This window comes from Bacillus sp. SA1-12, from assembly GCF_000981385.1.
Classification (GTDB): Bacteria; Bacillota; Bacilli; order Bacillales; family Bacillaceae; genus Metabacillus.
This window is the reverse complement of record NZ_LATZ01000130.1, coordinates 79,934-100,295: the sequence shown is the minus strand read 5'-3', so window position 1 is coordinate 100,295 and position 20,362 is coordinate 79,934. Positions and strand designations below refer to the sequence as shown.

General features: G+C 37.1%; 18 protein-coding genes. 15 read left to right on the top strand and 3 right to left on the bottom strand.

Annotated elements, in window-relative coordinates; all coding sequences use genetic code 11:
* The first annotated feature begins 17 nt into the window (after positions 1–17).
* From WQ54_RS27205 to wecB, 13 genes are all read left to right on the top strand, one after another.
* Complete coding sequence (locus WQ54_RS27205) at positions 18–1,346, top strand: UDP-glucose/GDP-mannose dehydrogenase family protein (RefSeq protein WP_046589261.1); 1,329 nt, start codon at positions 18–20, stop codon at positions 1,344–1,346.
* 440 nt (positions 1,347–1,786) lie between these two features.
* Entirely contained in the window at positions 1,787–2,335 is a 549-nt protein-coding gene (locus WQ54_RS27200) for a hypothetical protein (RefSeq protein ID WP_046589258.1), read from the top strand.
* Entirely contained in the window at positions 2,253–2,783 is a 531-nt protein-coding gene (locus WQ54_RS27195) for an SH3 domain-containing protein (protein ID WP_156178194.1), read from the top strand. The genes WQ54_RS27200 and WQ54_RS27195 overlap by 83 nt, the downstream gene beginning before the upstream one ends.
* Before the next feature lie 79 nt (positions 2,784–2,862).
* Positions 2,863–3,462, top strand: a complete 600-nt coding sequence (locus tag WQ54_RS27190) for an N-acetylmuramoyl-L-alanine amidase (RefSeq protein WP_046589254.1) — start codon at positions 2,863–2,865, stop codon at positions 3,460–3,462.
* A 189-nt stretch (positions 3,463–3,651) separates the two neighbouring features.
* Entirely contained in the window at positions 3,652–4,659 is a 1,008-nt protein-coding gene (locus WQ54_RS27185; protein ID WP_046589253.1) for a bifunctional 2-polyprenyl-6-hydroxyphenol methylase/3-demethylubiquinol 3-O-methyltransferase UbiG, read from the top strand.
* Complete coding sequence (locus WQ54_RS27180; RefSeq protein WP_052738004.1) at positions 4,659–6,863, top strand: glycosyltransferase family 2 protein; 2,205 nt, start codon at positions 4,659–4,661, stop codon at positions 6,861–6,863. The genes WQ54_RS27185 and WQ54_RS27180 overlap by 1 nt, the downstream gene beginning before the upstream one ends.
* 74 nt (positions 6,864–6,937) lie before the next feature.
* A complete protein-coding gene (locus WQ54_RS27175; protein ID WP_046589251.1) occupies positions 6,938–7,258 on the top strand; it encodes a hypothetical protein in 321 nt (106 codons plus the stop codon).
* Between the two features lie 53 nt (positions 7,259–7,311).
* Positions 7,312–8,919 carry a glycosyltransferase family 4 protein gene (locus WQ54_RS27170; protein ID WP_052738003.1) on the top strand — a complete coding sequence of 536 codons (1,608 nt, stop codon included), beginning with the start codon at positions 7,312–7,314 and terminating at the stop codon, positions 8,917–8,919.
* 279 nt (positions 8,920–9,198) lie between these two features.
* Entirely contained in the window at positions 9,199–10,452 is a 1,254-nt protein-coding gene (locus tag WQ54_RS27165; protein ID WP_046589249.1) for a nucleotide sugar dehydrogenase, read from the top strand.
* Between the two features lie 231 nt (positions 10,453–10,683).
* Complete coding sequence (locus WQ54_RS27160) at positions 10,684–11,463, top strand: ABC transporter permease (protein ID WP_046589248.1); 780 nt, start codon at positions 10,684–10,686, stop codon at positions 11,461–11,463.
* Entirely contained in the window at positions 11,464–12,201 is a 738-nt protein-coding gene (locus WQ54_RS27155) for an ABC transporter ATP-binding protein (protein ID WP_046589245.1), read from the top strand. It abuts the gene before it with no gap.
* The gene (locus tag WQ54_RS27150) at positions 12,198–13,412 is read left to right on the top strand and encodes a glycosyltransferase (protein WP_046589244.1); all 1,215 of its coding nucleotides are present in this window, start codon (positions 12,198–12,200) and stop codon (positions 13,410–13,412) included. Before WQ54_RS27155 ends, WQ54_RS27150 begins: the two co-directional genes overlap by 4 nt.
* A 125-nt stretch (positions 13,413–13,537) precedes the next feature.
* On the top strand, positions 13,538–14,683 hold the full coding sequence (gene wecB / locus WQ54_RS27145) for a non-hydrolyzing UDP-N-acetylglucosamine 2-epimerase (RefSeq protein ID WP_046589242.1): 1,146 nt from the start codon (positions 13,538–13,540) through the stop codon (positions 14,681–14,683).
* A gap of 147 nt (positions 14,684–14,830) precedes the next feature.
* Here wecB and WQ54_RS27140 read toward each other — a convergent pair whose 3' ends face one another.
* A complete protein-coding gene (locus WQ54_RS27140) occupies positions 14,831–16,075 on the bottom strand; it encodes a glycosyltransferase family 4 protein (RefSeq protein WP_046589240.1) in 1,245 nt (414 codons plus the stop codon).
* Positions 16,076–16,173: 98 nt separating this feature from the next.
* On the opposite strand from WQ54_RS27140, the gene WQ54_RS27135 reads away from it, so the two are divergent.
* Together WQ54_RS27135 and WQ54_RS27130 are read left to right on the top strand one after the other, a co-directional pair.
* On the top strand, positions 16,174–17,298 hold the full coding sequence (locus WQ54_RS27135) for a glycosyltransferase family 4 protein (RefSeq protein WP_046589235.1): 1,125 nt from the start codon (positions 16,174–16,176) through the stop codon (positions 17,296–17,298).
* A 164-nt stretch (positions 17,299–17,462) separates the two neighbouring features.
* A complete protein-coding gene (locus tag WQ54_RS27130) occupies positions 17,463–18,548 on the top strand; it encodes a glycosyltransferase family 4 protein (protein ID WP_046589230.1) in 1,086 nt (361 codons plus the stop codon).
* 53 nt (positions 18,549–18,601) lie between these two features.
* Here WQ54_RS27130 and WQ54_RS27125 read toward each other — a convergent pair whose 3' ends face one another.
* Both WQ54_RS27125 and WQ54_RS27120 read right to left on the bottom strand, forming a co-directional pair.
* Positions 18,602–19,636, bottom strand: a complete 1,035-nt coding sequence (locus tag WQ54_RS27125) for an LCP family protein (protein WP_046589227.1) — start codon at positions 19,634–19,636, stop codon at positions 18,602–18,604.
* 20 nt (positions 19,637–19,656) lie between these two features.
* Positions 19,657–20,295 (bottom strand): YigZ family protein, encoded by a 639-nt coding sequence (locus WQ54_RS27120; protein WP_046589226.1) that lies wholly within the window; start codon positions 20,293–20,295, stop codon positions 19,657–19,659.
* Between the last annotated feature and the right edge of the window lie 67 nt (positions 20,296–20,362).

Here is a 20,362-nt window from a genome sequence, read left to right as displayed (position 1 = left end):
ACAAGGAGGCAAATCCCTTGAAAGTAACGGTTGCGGGTACTGGTTATGTCGGGTTGGTAACGGGAGTATGTTTAGCTGAAATTGGGCATGACGTGATAGGTATTGATATAAATGAAGAAAAAATACAGCTGTTGAAAAAGGGCAAATCTCCAATCTATGAACCGGGTCTTGAGGATCTGCTTGAAAAAAATGTAAGAAACGGGAGTCTGTATTTTACAACCTCGCCAAAAGAGGCATATGCTGAAAGAGAAGTCATTATTATTGCCGTTGGCACGCCTGAAAATAGAGATGGTTCAGCAAATTTATTCTATATAGAAGATGTAGTAAGGGATATAGGTGAGAATATAACAGATCATGTGATTGTAACCATTAAAAGCACGGTTCCAGTTGGGACAAATCATCGTGTGAAAAGGTTACTTTATCAAGATAAATTGCCCCATCTCCTGGTAGAAGTGGTTTCCAATCCTGAGTTCTTGAGGGAAGGTTCTGCTATTCAGGATACGTTTAAAGGAGACCGGATTGTGATTGGATCTGCCAGCCAGCATGCCGGTGATGTCATTGAAGAGATGTATAAACCCTTTAACATTCCCATTGTAAGAACGGATATTAAAAGCTCGGAAATGATTAAGTATGCATCTAATGCATTCCTCGCAACGAAAATCAGTTTTATTAATGAAATAGCGAATATTTGCGAAAAGCTTGGCGCAAATATTGAGGATGTCGCAAAAGGAATCGGCCTTGATAGCAGAATCGGGGATAAATTCCTTCAAGCCGGATTAGGCTATGGCGGGTCGTGCTTTCCAAAGGACACAAAAGCTTTAGTGCAGCTTGCGGGAAATGTTAAGCATGATTTTGCGCTCCTGGAATCTGTTATAAAGGTGAACAATCATCAGCCCCTTTTATTGCTGAAAAAAGCGGAGGATATCGTTGGTGATTTATATGGAAAGAAAGCGGCCTTATTAGGTCTGGCCTTTAAACCGAATACAGATGATGTTAGAGAATCAGCATCACTAGTGCTGGCAAAGGAATTGGTAAAAAAAGGCTCTATTGTGACTGTCTATGATCCAATTGCCCTTGAAAATGCAAAAAAAGTTCTGGGTGATCGTGTCATTTATTGCACATCAATTGATGAGGCGATACTTGGAGCCGATCTAACCTTTATTGGCACTGAATGGCAAGAGATGATCGAATATCCTGTTGAAAACTATAAAAAGCTGATGAAAAGTCCAAGAGTATTTGACGGAAGAAATTGTTATTCACTTTCAGAAATGGAAAGCAATGAAATACTTTACGTTTCCATTGGACGAAAAGCCATTCTGCAGCAGACAAATCATGTTAGTGGTTAATCTATGTTGTAGAGCAGAGATAGAAGGAGGAAGACTCAAATTATCTTTTTTGAGTCTTCCTCTTTTTTGTTTGGCTGTTTTCGCAAATCAAAGTTAATTGTTGTGAGAGGAGGCTCGTTTCCGCGGGGAGAGCGGTTAGTTTCCTCGAGGTATACGCCTGTATAAGTCTCACTTGTCCCGCTGCTCTAAGCAGGAGGTAACCAGTTCTAATCAAAACGAAACCATTCTTCGTCAAATGAATCTGTTTAAAACAACAATAACTTAGAATAGGTCAATTTTTTAAAAAGAAATTTTCTTTTTATCCTAAACTTTCCCCCTAGTAAGCCGATAATAAAAAATGAGATTAATAGATTTACATAATGGTCCTTTCGATTTACTAAAGGTTGGTGTGCCAACCATCCCTATTATGTTTTGGGAATTAAACAACATGGAGGCAGCAAATGAATAAACAAATGTTCACTTGGTTTTTAGCGGTTATGCTGCTGGTGATTGCTTGGCCAAGCCTTGATTCAGCACATAAGGCGGAAGCGTCTGAGACCTATTTTACCTACTATGCAAAAAATGATTTTGTGGCCAACACGGGCCGCGGCACACATTATCCATCAGCAGGAAGGGTGTCTTTCCAAACAGCTTTTTTAGTGAAGAAAGGCAGTATTGTGAATGGCTGGGCGGAAATGAAGTTAAATGGAAAAAAGGCGTATGTTGATTCCAGCAATATCGTAAATCGAAAACCAGCTCAGCCCGTCTATTTCCAGTACTATGCAAGACAACCGGTTAGCTTCTATGAAAGCCGCGATCTTCGCACTAAAAGATATGGATCGATTGCGGAAGATGCCATTGTTCAAGTTGCAAAGGGAACGGTTTTGAATGATTGGGTAGAAATCAGATTTAAAGGTAAGAAATACTATGTTGAATATGATCAGCTTACCCCTAGAGCACCTATCTATTTTACCTATTACGCAACAAAAACTTTCACCTTATATAAATGAAAGAAAAACAACGACACCAAAAGTAAATGTACTGGATGAAGCTGTTGTAAAAGTGAAAAAGGGCAGTGTCTTCAATGGCTGGAGCCGAATTGAATACAATGGGATTAAAGGGTATGCCCCTTACAGTTATATAACGAAGGAAAAACCAGGCTTTTTTATCTATTATGCAAATAAATCAACGAATATTTACTCAGCAAATACGACAAATTCCAGTCGTTTAGGTACGCTTAGTAAAAATGAACCTGTTAAAATTCAAATCGGCGGCATAAACAATGGCTGGGCCATTGTCTCTGACTTTAAGGGTGAGCCGGGGTATATTAAAGCAGCGGATATTGTTAACAAGCCTTATTATTATGCAAGGGAAAGCTTAGTATTACGCTCACAAAAAAGCACGAATGCGAAAAGTATCTTAACAATCCCACAGGGCAAGAGAGGTTGCTGTCCTTAATCGAAATGAATTATTTGAGGATTGGGTAAACGTAAGGTACAACGGGAAATCAGGTTATGTTTTCAGCCGTTACTTAACATTGGAACGCACGGCAAAGGAAACACCTTTAAATAAAACGATTGTCATCGACCCTGGTCACGGCGGTGAGGACCCCGGGGCAATAGGGAACGGGCTGAGAGAATCTGATGTGAACCTTGCCGTTGGGAAAAAAGTAACGGGAAAGCTTGAAGAAATGGGTTACGAAGTTCATATGACACGAACAGAAGATGTTTATTTAGCTCTCAATGAGAGAACAGAATTTGCCTACAGCTTTAGTCCGGGGGTTTTTGTTAGTTTACATATGAACTCCTTTTCCAATCCTGATGTAGATGGTACAGAGATTTACTCTACTGATGGCGTCGAATCGTTAACTCCTGCAGAGAAATCTGACAGTGACAAATTGGCTTCCTTTATCCAGTCAAGGCTGCTTGAAGCTCTTGATACTGATGATCGTGGCGCAAAACAAAATGATTTTTATGTGATTGATAAAAACTATACCAGGTCTGTATTGATTGAAATGGGCTTTATCTCAAATCCAGAGGATGCAGCTATTTTTAAAACAGCTGAAGGGCAGGATGAAGCGGCTGCGGCCATTGCACAAGGAATACATGATTTTTATAAATGGAAGAGCAATAAGTAGGATTGATCATCAAGCTAGCTGTCGTTTTGAACGATGCTAGCTTTTTTCTATAAAAGTACAACTTTTTTATGGTTGTTGAAGTTAGACAATTTTCGATATAATAAATGGAGTCTAAAAGGGGAATTCAAATATAAATTATTGCAAAGTCTATACATAAAGATTTTTGTACAATAAATTGGAGGAGTTATCTTGGGAAATCTTATTATAGATCGTGTAAATGAAGCTTACTATGGAGTTTTAGGGGCTGATTTTAGTAAAAAAACGAGGGAAAGAATCAATTGGATTGTTACTCATGTCGAAGGAAACAAGATTTTAGATATCGGATGTTCTCAGGGAATCAACGCAATTTTATTGGGACGTGAAGGCAAAAAGGTTGATGGAATCGATATTTCGAGCGATGCAATCGAATATGCAAAAGAAGAACTTAAAAAAGAACATCCATCGGTTCAACAGTCTGTTACCTTCCGGGTTAGCAATTTTATGACTGATCATGAAATCGATTCTGATTATGATACGGTTCTCCTAACAGAGGTTATTGAGCATATAAGCGATCCTGATTCGTTTTTAGAAAAGGTTAGTAAGCATATTAAGCCTGGCGGGAAATTAATTGTGACGGTACCGTTTGGTATTAATGACTTTATTGATCATAAAAGAACCTATTTTTATTCTTTGTTAGCGGAGCAATTAAAAGGACATTTTTCTATTGAGTCTTTTACATATCTTGGGAAGTGGACCGGGGTTATATGCAAGGCTACATCAGAGGAAGGTGCGCCATTATATACGGCTCAAGACGTTCAAAATCTAGAAAAAGCGTTCTATGATGTGGAAAGAGAGTATCTGGATCGCATTGAAAACTACATGAAGGAACTAAATAAGTATAAAAATGAGCATCAGGAATTATTGAAGGACAAAGAAGAGCTTGAAAAATTAAAAATAGTACATGAATCCTTACTAGAAGATCGCCAGGAAAAGGAAGAGCTCGTACGTCAACTGCAGATTGAAACAGTTGAATTATTAAATAAAGAAGAAGATGCATTAAAGGATGCTCTAATAAAGTCAAATAAAATTGAAGATATGAGTAAACAAATCAATTTACTCGAACATCGTTATAAGGTGTTAAGAAGATCCCGTTTTGGACGGATTCAAATAAAATACTGGGAGCTAAAGAAAAAAATTGCTGGAAGAGGTAAAAAATAATGCTGAAACAAGAAATAGTTAAGCGTTTAGAAAAGGTAAGACAAATTCGTGCTCAAAAATTGGGATACGAATCGATAGAAGAGGGTGTTCGAAAGAAAGAAAATCCTCTATATGAAAAAGGGATCAGTATCATTTTGCCAACTTATAAAGGGGAAAATGTTATTATAAAATGTTTGGAATCGTTAGCAAATCAGACTTTAGATGCATCATTATTTGAAGTGATTGTCATTATAAATGGAGAAAAAGACCGTACAGAGGAATTAATTAATCAATTTATTGCTGAACGGAAATTGGAAAATATTAAGGTGGTTATTCTCGAAGAAGCCGGTGCGTCGATTGCACGAAATAAGGGAATTATGATGGCGAGCCGCCAATTTTGTACGTTTATTGATGATGATGACTACGTTTCAAGTAACTTCTTGGAGGAAATGTATTACTTAGCAGACCAAAACACAGTCGTTATCTCACAAATTTTTAATGTTGAGGAAGATGGGAAAATCCAGGCCTCTAATCCAATTAATAGGCAAATCTTAAAATCCGTTATTAGCAAACATAGTCCATATGATAAGCTTTACACGGTGTTGACACTTAATGCCTGCAAGCTCATCCCAACTTTGTATGTACAAAAATACAAATATGACGAAAGTCTTCATAGCGGCGAAGATGTCGTCTTTTTCACAGAGCTAGCTGTAAAAAATGATCTGCAGTATGTAGTGGCTCCTGTGACCAAAAAAGTTGTATACTACCGAACCTTAAGAGAAAATTCTATCTCAAGACAAGCCATGACGTTTGATTTTAACGTAAATCAACGGCTGGAATGTATTGCAAAGCTGAATGAATTACTGTCACTAGATTATATATCGCCTATAAAACGAAAATTTATACAGCGTAAAATAAATGCTCAAAGTTCCTTTATTCAAAGCTATTACGAAGAACATAAAGATGAATATGACCAAATTATAAATGCTATAACAAACAAAAAATTCATTTATTTTCCGTATAATTTATTAAACCATGATAGGGTAGAACAATTAGTTGTATCTTATTGTTTTCCGCCATATAATGACACAGCAGGAAATGTTATGGCAAAGCGCATGAGGGAATCAGGAAAAGTATCGGATGTTATTTATAATATGATGGATAAAGTGCGAAACAAAAATGTGTCTTTAAACCAAATGGTTGATGACTTAATTAACGTTCGCTTGCCGATCAATTCACCTTCCAGTTTTTCTCATTGGGCGCATATCAGAAAATTTGTCGATTTGGGTATGGAAGGCGCAGAAGAATTAGTTGAAAAAAATGGCGTGCATAAGCAGGTCTTCAGCCGTGCTATGTGGGCAGCCTCTCACTTTTTAGCTTATGAGTATAAAATGAAATACCCTCAATCGAAATGGATTGCAGAGTTTTCAGATCCATTAATTTATGATATTGAAGCGAAGAAACGAGTTGTCGATATCACAGAACCGGCTTATGTGAAAAAACTTGAAGCAGCTGTAAAAAAGGCAGGATACCCATCTCCAAACGATAATAGTCTGTTCCTCTGGTGTGAATATTTGCCTTATATTTTTGCTGACGAATTGATTTTTACAAATAAGAATCAATTTCAATATATGATGGACATGTTTCCAATTGAAGAAGTTAAACCGCTTATTCAACAAAAAGCGATTATTGAGCCACACCCGACACTTCCAGAAAAGTATTATCATATGGAAGAGTTTGAGTACCCATTGTTATCTGATGAGCATGTAAATGTCGCGTATTTTGGAAATTTCTACAGTAAAAGAAATCTCAATGATTTATTTGATGGATTAAAAGAAGCAACAGGTGAGGTTAAGGATCGAGTTCTTATTCATGTCTTTACCTCAAAACCGGGAGAACTGGAAGATCAACTAAAAAATGATCCGCTGGAAGACTCAATTATCGTAAATGGGTTTGTTGATTTCTACCCATTTTTAAATTTATGTACGAAATTTGATTGCTTAGTTGTTAATGATTCAACGACAAAAGACAATAAACCAATTAATCCATATTTGCCTTCAAAACTAAGTGATTATAAAGGAAGCGGAACAGATATTTGGGGAGTTTATGAAGAAGGAAGCATCCTAAGTCAAAGTGAGAATATCACATATCTGTCTCCTCTTAATGATGCGAAAGAAGCTGCAAAGGTTTTTGAAAAGATGGTGTTGAAAAAATTTCCCGGCTAATCCATTTACTGTGGAAAGAGAAGGAATAATCGTTTTCTCTATACTGTAAGGTATTTTGAAAGGAGCAGATTTAAATGGAAACAACAATTGATCAAAAAGTTAGTGTGGATAAAGAAGAATATGAAAGAGTGAATAAGCTTGTTGATCGTCTTATTGAAGATAAAAAAGAAATGGAAACGGAATTTAAACAAATTATATCTGCCATTCTAAATGAAATTGAAGCAAAGGATAAAGCTGTGGTCGATGATGGGAAAGTATCAGCTTCATTACAGGAAAAAATAAGACAGCAAGAACAAACAATTAATGATCTGCAAAAACGATTATCCAAATTGCAAAATTCGAAATTGGGAAAATTGCAAATGAAATATTGGGAACTTAGAAAGAGAAAAAGGTAAGTTTATGAAATCACATGTTTTGTATCGTTATCGTTATGACAGGAGGGGAACGTATGTTGAAAAGTGAACCAGTTGAAGTGAACCATTATGTAGATAAGTGGCCAAAATATACAGATTCAACATACAAGGTTTCAATAGAGAATGCGGATGATTTAACCATTAAGGTTCAACAGGTAAACAAGGATGCACGGCCACTTATTATTTATTATGATCATAATAAAGCTGTGAACACAAAGTTGAATTCAGCATTCACATACGTGGCCAAAATTGATGGTGTAATCGATAATGGCTTACAAATCCAACAAGTGATCGTCGGTTATGACCAGAAAAAACAAAAAATCTATGTTCAATATAATCCATTAGGATGCGAGATGAACCTTAGTTTCCCTGAATCTGTTGTCAGCTATTCTTTAGGGATTCGGTTAACAGGAGCTGGAGAAGCGAAGCTATCCGAATTTACTGTATCGGCTTTTAATATGACGAATGAGGAAAGCAAAAAAGAACTATATTCTCGTTATCCAGAGGTTGACCATCTAATCATCACCAATGTTTATCCGGAAAAAAATACGTATTATCAAAACATGTTTATTCATAAACGGGTTTTAGGCTATAAAGAACAAGGCATTAACGTTGCAATCTATAGACTTAATACGTCACCTACCAGTGTGGCTCATTATGAATTTGAAGGAATACCGGTGTTTATAGGCGGAGAAGATGTCCTGACAGGTTTATTGGATAGCAAGCCTTATAAAAAACTATTATTCCATTTCATTAATGAAAGAATGTATAGATCTGTTCGTAAATCAAAAGCGCGAAATACCCCTAAAATCGTATGGGTACACGGCTTTGAAACAACAAAATGGTATCGACGCTGGTTTAATTTTTACAATGACACAAAAGGTCTGCGTGAAAGCTTGGCGTATGCAGAAAGAAATCAGGAACAATTAGATTTTATGCATGACATCTATAATACAAAGGATGATCAAATAAAATTCATTTTTGTTTCTAATTGGTATAAAGAAAATGTTGCTGAAAAAGACACAAATAGTATTGTGAAGAATTATAGTATTATCCACAATATGATCGATGATGAATTATTTAATTATGTAGAGAAGTCTGAAGAACAAAGAAAAAAAATATTGACGATTCGGCCGTTTGCTTCACGAACATATGCAAATGATTTGACGGTTAAAGCAATACTAGCATTAAAGGATAGGCCGTTTTTTAATGAACTCGAATTTAATATATACGGCCAAGGTCCATTATTCGATGAAGTCGTAGCACCGATTCGCAATATTCCAAACGTACATCTTCATAATTATTTTTTATCTCAAGAGGAAATAGCTGAACAACATAAAAAGCATGGAATCTTTTTGTGTCCTTCCAGAATGGATTCTCAAGGAGTATCCTTAGGGGAGGCAATGTCAAGCGGACTAGTTCCAGTAACAAGCAGTGTATACGCCATTCCGGAATTTATCGATGATACATGCGGCTATTTAGCTCCAAAGGAAGATTACCTCGGTTTGGCAGATGCGATAGAGGATTTGTATCACAATCCGGAAACCTTTCTGGAAAAATCAGCAAATTCTGCAAGCCGTGTACGTAATCAGTGCGGGAAGAATAAGATGGTTCAGTCTGAATTAAATGAAATCATGGCATAGGCACATGCTCAGTTTGTGCCTGTTATGCAGTATAAGAAAGTATACAATTTTAACGTGGTACTTGTTTCCAGCTCAGACGCCATCGGCGAAGCACAGGATGTGCAAGTGCCGTCAAGAGATAATGCCGTCGCGTTTTTGACTGCCTCAAGGGTCTGGTTTTAGGCTTAGCGCCTTGCGCTTTTCTAAATGGTGCAGATAATTGACATGCTAGAAAGTAAGTTGTAATGTGGTAAGAGAATTGAAATTTAACATATTGGTATATACTGGAGGAAATGAAATATGAAGTTAGTCACAATTGGTCTTGGTTATATTGGCCTTCCGACTTCGATTATGTTTGCTAAGCATGGAGTTGACGTGCTAGGTGTTGATATTCAGCAAGATGTTATTGACTCATTAAACCAAGGTAAAATTCATATTGAAGAGCCTGGCTTACAGGAAGCTCTGGAAAATGTGATGGAATCCGGAAAATTTAAGGCTTCAACAACACCTGAAAAAGCAGACGTTTTTATTATCGCAGTACCAACCCCAAATAAAGATGATCAATATAAATCAGTTGATTTAAAATATGTATTAAGTGCAGTAGAAAATATTATTCCTTATCTTGAAAAGAATAATACAGTGATTGTTGAATCAACAATTGCGCCTCGTACAACAGATGACCATGTAAAACCGCTATTAGAAAAAGCCGGTTTCACAATTGGGGAAGACTTATTCCTTGTACACTGCCCAGAGCGCGTGCTTCCTGGTCAAATCATGCATGAATTGATTTATAATAACCGTATTATTGGCGGTGTAACCGAAGCTTGTAAAAAAGCTGGCGCAGATGTCTACCGTACATTTGTGCAAGGTGAATTGATTTTAACGGATGCAAAAACAGCGGAAATGTCAAAGCTGATGGAAAACACGTATCGCGATGTTAACATTTCATTAGCAAATGAACTGGTTAAAATTTGTACAAAGCTTGAAATTAACGCATTAGATGTTATTGAAATGGCCAATAAGCATCCGCGTGTAAACCTGCATCATCCAGGTCCTGGAGTTGGCGGACACTGTTTAGCTGTTGATCCATATTTTATTGTGGCGGAAGCACCTGAACAAGCAAAACTAATCTATCAGGCGAGAGATATTAACGTATCAATGCCTTCATTTGTTGTGGAGCATGCAGCGAAAATCCTCAATGGCTTTGAAGGGAAAAAAATCACGGTCTTTGGTCTTACGTATAAAGGAAATGTTGACGATGTCCGCGAGAGCCCGGCAATGGATATTTACGGCCACTTAAAGGCAGCCGGAGCAAATGTGATTGCATATGATCCTCATGTTAAAAAAGACTGGGTAGAACAAGACATGAAAGCAGCGGTAAAAGATTCAAGCTTAGTGTTGGTTCTAACTGACCATAATGAATTTAAATCAATTGAAAAAGATGATTTAAGCGGTATGGCCAAAAAACAAATTTTTGATACGAAGAATATTGTGAAAAATTATCCTGAAGACGTTGATTACATTAACTTTGGTAATCTTTATCAATATATTTGATTTAGTAAGATAGATAACATGAAATGATCCTTTGCGACCATAATATTTTATGGTCGTCTTTCTCTTTTTGGGCTCTTGAAAGCCAATTAAATAGGGAAGTTTAAACATATTGTGAACAGAATAAATCTATTGTTGGATAGGATAAGGATTCATTAAGTAAAAACTTGAAAGCAGTCTGAACTAAGTTTATTATTATAAGGATGCAACATTTTGTAGGTTAGGAGAACGTGTATGTTTATTGATACAATCAAAGCCATTAAAGCCAACAAGGATTTAATCTATCACTTGACTACTTCTGACTTTAAAGCTAATACTTCAAGAACCTATTTTGGTTTTTTATGGTGGATATTAGACCCAATTTTCTATATGGCGGTTTTTTACTTATTAGTTGTTGTCATACTTAAAAAAGGCAGTCCGGATTATCCGATCATTATTTTTACTGGATTAATTCCATTAAAATTTGTAACGGCTTGTCTTGTTGAAGGAACAAATGCGATATCATCAAAGGGAAATATCTTGCAGCAGGTTTATGTCCCCAAGATCATTTTCCTCATTGTCCGTCTATTAGTGAACTGTATTAAATATTTAATTAGTGTGGTCGTGTTGTTTATTTTCCTTGCGATTTATGGAATTGATTACACATGGAATGTCCTTTACTTCCCGTTGATTTTTATTGTAAATGCCTTCTGTTTGTTGGGAGTCATGATATTCCTTGCGCATCTGGGGGTATTTTTAAGGGATATTAAAAATATGATGCAGTATATTTCCAGGGTGCTTTTATACTTATCACCCGTGTTATTTGAAATGAGTGATGTACCAAAAAGCCTGGTGCCGGTCCTATATTTAAATCCGTTTACGACCTTTTTAGAATCTTATCGTGATGTGCTGATTTACGGAAGACCGCCAGAGTTTTTACCGTTATTTATCTTAACAATTGTTTCCGTGTTTATTTTATATTTGGGATTACGCTTGTTAAATAAAAATGAAAAAGAATATGCCAAGGTGATTTAATTGACTCAAAATATAATTGAAGTAAAAGATCTTTGGGTTTCGTATCCGGAGTTTACGGAAAAACCTTTAAAAAAGTTAATAAATCTTCATAAAAAAGATGATCGTTTTTGGGCATTAAAGGGTTTGAACTTTGAGGTTAAAAAAGGCGAAGTTCTTGGAATCATTGGGCGAAATGGATCCGGAAAGAGTACTCTGCTTAAACTGTTAAGCGGGTTGATCTCACCTGATAAAGGCGAATTTCTTATCCATGAAGAAGAGCATCCTGTTTTACTATCATTAGGTGCCGGGTTTCAGCCTGAATTGCCAGGAATTGAAAATATTTACCTGAACGGGCTGCTTCTTGGTCATAACAAGAAAACGATCGATGAAAAGATTGATGAAATCATTGAATTCTCTGAGCTTGGCGATTTTATTTATAAGCCGGTTAGAACCTATTCGGCAGGGATGAAATCAAGATTAGCTTTTGCCACAGCGATTTCATTAGACCCGGAAATCCTCCTTATTGATGAAGTATTAGGAGTAGGGGACACCGCTTTCCAACAAAAATGCAGACAAGCTATTATGGAGAAAATCAAACAAGACCGTACAGTGATTCTCGTCACCCATTCATCAAATCTTGTAAGATCAATTTGTGATCGGGTTGTATGGATTCACTTAGGTGAACAAAAAGCGGTCGGAGAGACAGGACCGATTGTAACTGAGTATGATCAATTTATGAAGAGCAGTGTTGCAAAATGAATATCTTAATGCTTTTGTATAAAGATATTCATTATGATGCAAGGGTCAAAAGAGAGGCTCTTGCATTAGCTGAGGCAGGCCATGTCATCTATCTCGCTTGTGTGAAGGAATACAATGAGCCTGCTCCTTTTTTACATGAAAACATTAAGCTTGTACATATCCAAATCACAGTGAAAAACATGAAGGCACAAATCTCACAGCATAAAGGAAAAAGCCAGAGAAAATCTGGCTTTAAAAGCATGCTGGTTTGGGCAGCGCGGAGGCCTGTTATAAAGATTGTAAAGGATTATCTGGCCTATTATGAGTTTTATAAAAAGGTAAAGCAATCTGTGCAGAAGATGGATATTGATGTTATCCATTGCCATGATTTAAACACACTATGGCAGGGCACCATGCTTGCCAAAGACTTTTCGGCAAAGCTGATCTATGATTCTCATGAAATCTTTAATGAAATGGCCGGTCGGAATCAGCTGGATCGATTTGTTGGCTATCGTATGGAAAAGAAGCTGTTTCGGAGGATCGATTATTTTGTAACAGTGAATGCTTATTTAAGAGATTATTTATTTGAGCGTAATGGGGAAAAACCATGTATTCTTATTCAAAACATCCCGATTGTTCATCAAAATCAGCTCGTACCCTCGAAAGTGCCTGAGTCGTGGACATTTCCTTTTCAAGCAGATGATCGTATTTTAATCTATCAGGGAGGCTTTTCTCCATATCGCGGCTTAGAGCTGATTATTCGTTCGATGAAACAGCTGCCTGATCACTATAAGCTGGTGTTAATAGGTTCAGGTATCCTAAAAGATCAACTGATCGAACTAGCTCACACTCTGGACCTTACGGATAAGGTTTTTTTCCATGACCAAGTACCATCAGAAGAATTAATCTACTATACACAGCAAGCACATATAGGACTTGTTATGTATGAAAAGATTTCTAAAAATAATTATTACTCGACACCAAATAAGATGTTTGAATATATCCAAGCAGGCATTCCTTGTGTTTCTTCAAATCACCCAGGGAAAGCTGTCGTCGTTGATCAGTATAAAACAGGTGTTTTAGCAGAAGAAACAACCGAAGGCATTGTTAATGGAATTAAAGAGGTTGTAAACCATTATTCTTTATATAAACAAAACTGTTTGGAAGCACAAAAGGTGTTAACGTGGGAAGATGAAAGCAAAAAATTAGTGGAGTTATACAAAAACATATAGGCATATACATGTATGGTTGTGGTGTTCAATAATGGCACCACCTTTTTTGTAACAAAAGTGAAATTTGTAGAATGATGTAGAATATGCTAATTTAGTTTAGAGAACGTATTAAAGGAGACATTAATATGGATCGCAAAATAAAAGTGATGACAATTTTTGGAACAAGGCCAGAAGCCATTAAAATGGCACCGCTTGTGTTAGAGCTTGAAAAGTATCCAGACGAAATTGATTCAATTGTAACTGTAACCGCACAGCATCGCCAAATGCTTGATCAAGTACTAGAATTATTCGACGTAACACCTGATCATGATTTGAACATTATGAAGGACCGTCAAACACTGACAGGAGTTACAGTGAAGGCGTTAGAAGGCTTAGATGATGTCATGAAGACGGTAAAACCTGATCTCGTTCTTGTCCATGGAGACACGACAACAACTTTTGTCGCGAGCTTGGCTGCCTTTTACAATCAAATCGCAGTGGGCCATGTTGAAGCTGGCTTACGTACTTGGAATAAATATTCTCCATTTCCGGAGGAGATCAATCGCCAAATTACAGGGGTTATAGCAGACCTTCACTTTTCTCCAACAAATGCAGCAGAACAAAACTTGCTGACAGAAAATAAAAAAGGTGAATCGATCTATGTGACAGGAAATACAGCGATTGATGCACTAAAAACAACAGTTAAAGATACATACTCTCATGAAATTCTTGATAAGATCGGTTCTGACAGAATGATCTTATTAACTGCTCATCGCAGGGAGAACTTGGGAGATCCAATGAGAAATATGTTCCGTGCGATTAAACGCCTTATTAATGAACATGATGATGTTCAAGTTGTCTACCCTGTACACTTGAATCCAGCTGTGCGTGAGGTAGCAGATGAAATCTTAGGAAATGACCCAAGAATCCATTTGATTGAACCATTAGGTGTTTATGATTTCCATAACTTTGCTTCAAGAGCCCACATTATCTTGACTGATTCCGGCGGCGTGCAAGAAGAGGCTCCGTCTCTTGGTGTTCCAGTTCTTGTTCTAAGGGATACAACAGAGCGTCCGGAAGGAATTGAAGCAGGCACATTAAAATTAGCAGGTACAGATGAGGAAACCATTTATAACCTGGCATATGAGCTGTTAAACAACAATGAAACATATGAAAGTATGTCAAAAGCATCCAATCCATATGGTGATGGCCAAGCCTCTAGACGAATTGTAGAAGCGATTCTTCATCACTTTGGCAAACGTATGGATAAACCGGAACCTTTTCATTCTTAAACAAAAGCGCACGCGCCTTGACAGCCTAAGGCAAAAATAAGACGGTCAGGAATAGAAAGACGTCCTTTGTCTGCGATTTCGGGGCCAGGCGCGCGAGCTAAGGCATGAAGGATGTTATGTTCAATATATAGTAAAAAAGACGACCATTTATTCATGAGATTTGGTCGTCTTTTTATGTAACTTCTGCTTCGTTGCATCCGTCAAATTGTTTAGGGCTTCAGATAGCTCCTCTGCCATTGTCTTTCGGTTAAAGGACATAAGCAGTTTATTCGGAAGTTCAGGTCTAATTTGTTGAAGCTTATCCTGCTGGCTTTGTGCATATATTAATACCCGCAGAAAGTCGGCTGTATTTTCCGGTTCGAAATAGAACCCAGCCTGATTTTTTTCAACGATTTCCCTTGCTTCACCATCTACACCTATTAAGACAGGAAGTGAAACAGCCATATAATCAAACACTTTTGAAGGGATTGTAATCTCAAATAAAGGATGCTTTTTTAAGCTGACAATGCCGATGTCTGCAGCATGATAGAATGCAGTGAGTTCATCCTTTTTTTTGCTATCGAGAAAAAGAATATTCTTTAATTGAGACACTTCAGCCTGTTGCTTTAGAGCTGCTTTTTCTACCCCTTCACCGATAAATAAGAAAAACACAGATGGATCATCCTTTAGCTGTTCGGCTGCAGCTATAACGGTTTGAAGACCTTGAGCAGCCCCGATATTGCCGGTATAAAGGACGAGAAATTTATCCTCTATGCCATATTCCTTTTTAATGGCAGGATCTTTTTTATACGGCTTTATGGAAGAGGGGTCAACACCATTTGGTATCACAATGATTTTCTGTTCAGGTATTCCCTGCTCAATTAGCCGTGATTTATATCCATTTGTGACGACTACAATTAAATCTGCCTTTTTGTATAGAAAAGTTTCAAGCTTTCTTGCAAGATTAAGCAGTTTTTTGTTATTGAATTGTCCGAGCAACTCGGCAAAGTCTACCCATAAATCACGTACCTCAAAAACAAATTTAGCGCGATGGATGCGACTTAAGAGGTAGCCGGTTACTCCCTGAAAAAGCTGCGGGGAGGTAGCATAAATAATATCCGGTTTTTTCGCCAGCAATCCGCTAAAGGTACTTGAAATCATAAATGATAGATAATTTGCAAGGCGTCTTATTGAGCTTGTTTTCGTATCTTTGATTCTAAAGGAACGATAGACCTTTAGGTCATTTATTGTTTCTTTTTTAAAAAGCTTATTAGTCGAACTAGAGTTTGGAAAAGACGTTAGCACGAGTAAATCATGGCCCAAGATCGATAGATTTTTACTCATATCATAAGCCCGGCCTTGTGCTGCGCCAATTTCCGGCGGGAAATGCTGTGTAATATAGACGATTTTCATATAAATTCCTTCCGATAAAAAATTAGAAATTGTCAATATAATAGTGTAAAGTATAAATGGAAAAGTTACAACTTTGATTACTAAAAGGAACTGATTAAATGAAAAAAATCTGTGTATTGACGACTGTTCATCATGCGTACGATGGACGTATTTACCATAAACAATGTAAATCATTAGCCAGGGCTGGCTATCATGTTACACTAGTTGCGCCTAGGCCGGAAAAAATAAATGAAAACGATACGATCGAGCTCATTCCAATTGAGAAGCCAAAAAAGGAATGGAAACGATTCTTTCGATCATTTTCTGTCTTAAAGCTTGCCAGAAAAACAGAGGCCGACTTGTATCACTTTCATGATCCGGAGCTATTGCCAGTTGGAGTTCTTTTAAGACTCTTTACTAAAAAACCAGTTATTTTCGATGTGCATGAGCATTATCCTAATGCAATCATGAGCAAAAAATATTTGAAGCCATGGCTTAAAAAACCGATCCGCGTTGCATATGAACTGATTGAAAAACTATGTATACCATTTTTAAGCGGTGTTATTTATACAACTGATGAGGTGGGTGAACGTTATCTTTCTTACAAATCATGCAAGATTGAAAACTATCCTTTACAAGAAATGTTCGTTACTGATGAAAAAAAACCTAAAAAAGATGATTATCTTTTATATTTAGGAGGAATAACACCTATTAGAGGGATAACTGAGTTAATAGATGGCTTCTCAAAAGTTTCTGCAAGCAACCCGGAAGCAAAGCTTCTGTTCGTTGGCAGTTTTGAATCACATTCCTATGAACAGTTTATTCATGATAAAGTCAAAGCTGAAGGGTTAGAAGATAAAATAGAATTCAAAGGCAAAGTACCTTATGAGCAAATTGAGCAATATCTATCAAGCGCTTCGGTCGGGATCATCCCTTACTTGCCAGTTCCCAATCATTTGGTCTGCTTGCCTAACAAGCTTTTCGAGTACATGGCTGCTGGTGTGGCTGTGATCGCGTCAGATTTTCCGCATTATAGGAAAGTGGTCGAATCTGCTAATAGCGGGCTTTTGGTTGATCCTGAAGAGCCTCAGTCTATCGCAAGGGCGATCAACACTCTATTAGAGGATAAAAATGTTACAAAAAAAATGGGAGATAACGGCAGAATAGCTTTTAGTGAGACGTATAATTGGAACTCTGAGGAAAAGAAATTGCTGACATTTTACAATGATATCTTGAAAAAATAGTAAATGTTTCAATTTTTAGGTCTATGAAATAGGTTTCAACCTGCCTGTTAATGCTAATACTTAAGAAATGTAATAAAACATTAAAAAAATAACAATTGAAAGTTTATAAATTTTTGCTATGATTGAGGAGATGTAAATTTCTCACACAAGTGGGTGGATATGATATGCATTCTTATATTGACTACATTATAGCCTTTATCCTTGCATTTGCTGTGGCTGTACTTGTTACACCATTAGTTAAAAGGCTGGCAATAAAAATCGGCGCAACTGATCAACCAAATGCTCGTAAAATTCATAAAGATATTATGCCGCGACTTGGTGGGCTTGCAATTTTTTGCGGAGTAGTTGCTGGTTTTCTTTATTTGCAACCACAATCCATCTATATGAAAGAGATTATTCTTGGGGCATTGATTATTTTAGTTGTCGGAATATTAGACGATAAATTCACTTTACAAGCAAAATATAAATTTGCAGGGCAGTTAATTGCTGCCATTGTTGTGGCATCATCAGGTCTCTTAATCGAGAAATTCACGATTCCATTTTTTGGAATGGTTGAGCTGAATGAATATATAAGCTTCCCGGTGACTGTGCTATGGATTGTGGCAGTCACAAATGCGATTAATTTAATAGATGGTCTCGATGGGTTAGCTGCAGGTGTTTCGACAATCGCAATGACGAGCATCCTGATTATGGCTTTTACTGATTATCAATTTTTAGTTGTCGCACTTTGCTTTATCTTAATCGGAAGCACATTAGGATTTCTTATCCATAATTTTTATCCGGCGAAGATCTTCATGGGAGATACAGGGGCATTATTTTTAGGATACTGCATCTCAATCATTTCGATGCTGGGCTTATTTAAAAACATCACGTTATTCAGCTTTATTATTCCGATTATCGTTTTAGCTGTACCTATTTTTGATACCATCTTTGCGATTATTAGGCGGGTGCTGAATAAGAAAAGCATCTCTGCTCCTGATAAATTGCATTTGCATTATTGTCTGGTAAATCTCGGTTTCAGTCATCGATCGGCAGTATTAGTTATTTATTTCTTTAGTGCATGCTTTGGCTTTTCAGCGATCATTTTCTCAAATGCAACACTTTGGATATCATTGCTTATTATGGTCATTCTCTTGATAGCCATACAATTTATTGCAGAAATAGTTGGTTTAATTGGGAAGAATCGCAAGCCGTTAATTAATTTCTTTAAACGATTAACAGCAGTAAAAAAACCGCAAAAAAACAATTAAATCTTATCATACAAAAACAGGGACGCCTTAGATAGGCGCCCCTGTTTTTTGTATTAATTGCTTTCATCTTCAGACGATGCTGCTGAATCAAACTCATTTTCATCCTCACTCGTATTGCTAGAAAGCTGGATTTCCAAATGGTTTTGTAATTCTGTTTGGACTTCTTCTACACTTTCATCTTCAGGGATCCAATAGGAAATGCCGTCAATATCTTCCCCTGCACCATCAAGCTTGATGGTTTCAATTTTGTTTGTGTTAAAGCCAGAGTATTTTTGATAAAAACCAAGAAGTTCAGATACCTTCATATTTGTTTCGACATTTTTACCAACTTCATCTGTTATCTGATCTACTTTAAAAAGGGTTCCAGCTGAAGCAATTTCATCAATAACCGCTTTTACCACCTCTTGCTGACGCTCATTACGGCCGATATCGCCCATTGGATCTTGGTAACGCATCCTTGCATAGGCAAGGGCGTGTCGTCCGTCTAACTCCATCGGCCCTTCTGTAAACTCGAGTTTTTCAGCTTTTGGATCATCACTGTTTTGCTCGAAATCAAACGGAACATTTACAGTAACACCGCCGACAATATCGACTATATTTTTAAAGCCATCAAAGTTTACAGTGGCATAATAATCGATTGGGATGTCCAAAAAGTCCTCAACCGTTTCAATGGTCAGCTCTTTACCGCCCTTCGAGTAAGAATGGTTGATTTTATCCCTTCCCTCATCAGGGATATCTACTCGTGTATCACGAGGAATACTTAAAAGCTTCATCGTTTGATCCTCAGGATTAAAGGTAGCAACCATTAAAGTATCTGATCGTCCGCCATTTCCGCCGCTTGAATAGTTTTCTACCCCTAAAAGCAGAATAGATACCGGGTCATTCGAGATGCTGACAGCTTGTTCACGTAATTTGGATTTTTCACGCCCAAGGTCGTCGTAGGATTCATTTGCCGCTTCAAATGTTTGATAAAACACATATCCTAAATACCCTCCCACACAAATTAATATCAGGAGAGCAAAAAACAACAGTCTTCTTAAAAATCGATTCTTTTTCTTTTTTGCTTTCTTCATCTGTTTTCTATTCATAAAATAAATTTCTCCTCAATCTAAATTTGAACAGTCTGTTCTAAATACGTAACCTCGCCTTCAGAAATCTTACTTTTCCCATTCGTCAGCTCGGTCATCCAGTCAATAAAGGAATCCTTTTTCTCTTCTTCTACATAGGTTTCCACTTCAACATCATTTAAATAATGTATATCCTTTATTAAAAATGTGGAAGAACGCAATTCATTTTCCACTTTTCCTAACCATGTATAATCAATCTTTGTGTGAATGACGCGCATAAGCTTTCGTTCAACAATCCCAATCTCACGTAATCCTTCGGAAACTGATTTTCCGTATGCGCGTATTAAACCGCCGGTTCCAAGCTTAATCCCGCCAAAATAACGGGTTACGACGACTGCGGTGTCCTTAAGATGTTTCTTTTTTAATACCTCGAGCATTGGGACCCCTGCTGTTCCGCTTGGTTCACCATCGTCATTTGCTTTTTGAATTTGATCGTGTTCACCAATCAAATAGGCAGAGCAATTATGATTTGCATCATGATGCTTCTTTTTTATTTGCTGAATAAATTGTTGAGCCTCTGCTTCATTGGCCACTCTCTCTGTATAGCAAATAAAACGTGATTTCTGAATAATAATTTCATGCTCTCCATAGCCTTTTACGGTATAATAATGTGAAAGCATGCTTGTACACCTCCTGACAAGCAAGCGAAAATTAAATAGCGCATTCTTTTATTATAAAACGACATTT

Bases quoted from the DNA above. Each gene is read 5' to 3' on its own strand.
- WQ54_RS27140 (WP_046589240.1), bottom strand. From the start codon at position 16,075: ATGAAAATCGTCTATATTACACAGCATTTCCCGCCGGAAATTGGCGCA.
- WQ54_RS27200 (WP_046589258.1), top strand. From the start codon at position 1,787: ATGAATAAACAAATGTTCACTTGGTTTTTAGCGGTTATGCTGCTGGTG.
- WQ54_RS27160 (WP_046589248.1), top strand. From the start codon at position 10,684: ATGTTTATTGATACAATCAAAGCCATTAAAGCCAACAAGGATTTAATC.
- WQ54_RS27150 (WP_046589244.1), top strand. From the start codon at position 12,198: ATGAATATCTTAATGCTTTTGTATAAAGATATTCATTATGATGCAAGG.
- WQ54_RS27195 (WP_156178194.1), top strand. From the start codon at position 2,253: ATGTTGAATATGATCAGCTTACCCCTAGAGCACCTATCTATTTTACCT.
- WQ54_RS27175 (WP_046589251.1), top strand. From the start codon at position 6,938: ATGGAAACAACAATTGATCAAAAAGTTAGTGTGGATAAAGAAGAATAT.
- wecB (WP_046589242.1), top strand. From the start codon at position 13,538: ATGGATCGCAAAATAAAAGTGATGACAATTTTTGGAACAAGGCCAGAA.
- WQ54_RS27165 (WP_046589249.1), top strand. From the start codon at position 9,199: ATGAAGTTAGTCACAATTGGTCTTGGTTATATTGGCCTTCCGACTTCG.
- WQ54_RS27135 (WP_046589235.1), top strand. From the start codon at position 16,174: ATGAAAAAAATCTGTGTATTGACGACTGTTCATCATGCGTACGATGGA.
- WQ54_RS27170 (WP_052738003.1), top strand. From the start codon at position 7,312: ATGTTGAAAAGTGAACCAGTTGAAGTGAACCATTATGTAGATAAGTGG.
- WQ54_RS27130 (WP_046589230.1), top strand. From the start codon at position 17,463: ATGCATTCTTATATTGACTACATTATAGCCTTTATCCTTGCATTTGCT.
- WQ54_RS27120 (WP_046589226.1), bottom strand. From the start codon at position 20,295: ATGCTTTCACATTATTATACCGTAAAAGGCTATGGAGAGCATGAAATT.
- WQ54_RS27125 (WP_046589227.1), bottom strand. From the start codon at position 19,636: ATGAATAGAAAACAGATGAAGAAAGCAAAAAAGAAAAAGAATCGATTT.
- WQ54_RS27180 (WP_052738004.1), top strand. From the start codon at position 4,659: ATGCTGAAACAAGAAATAGTTAAGCGTTTAGAAAAGGTAAGACAAATT.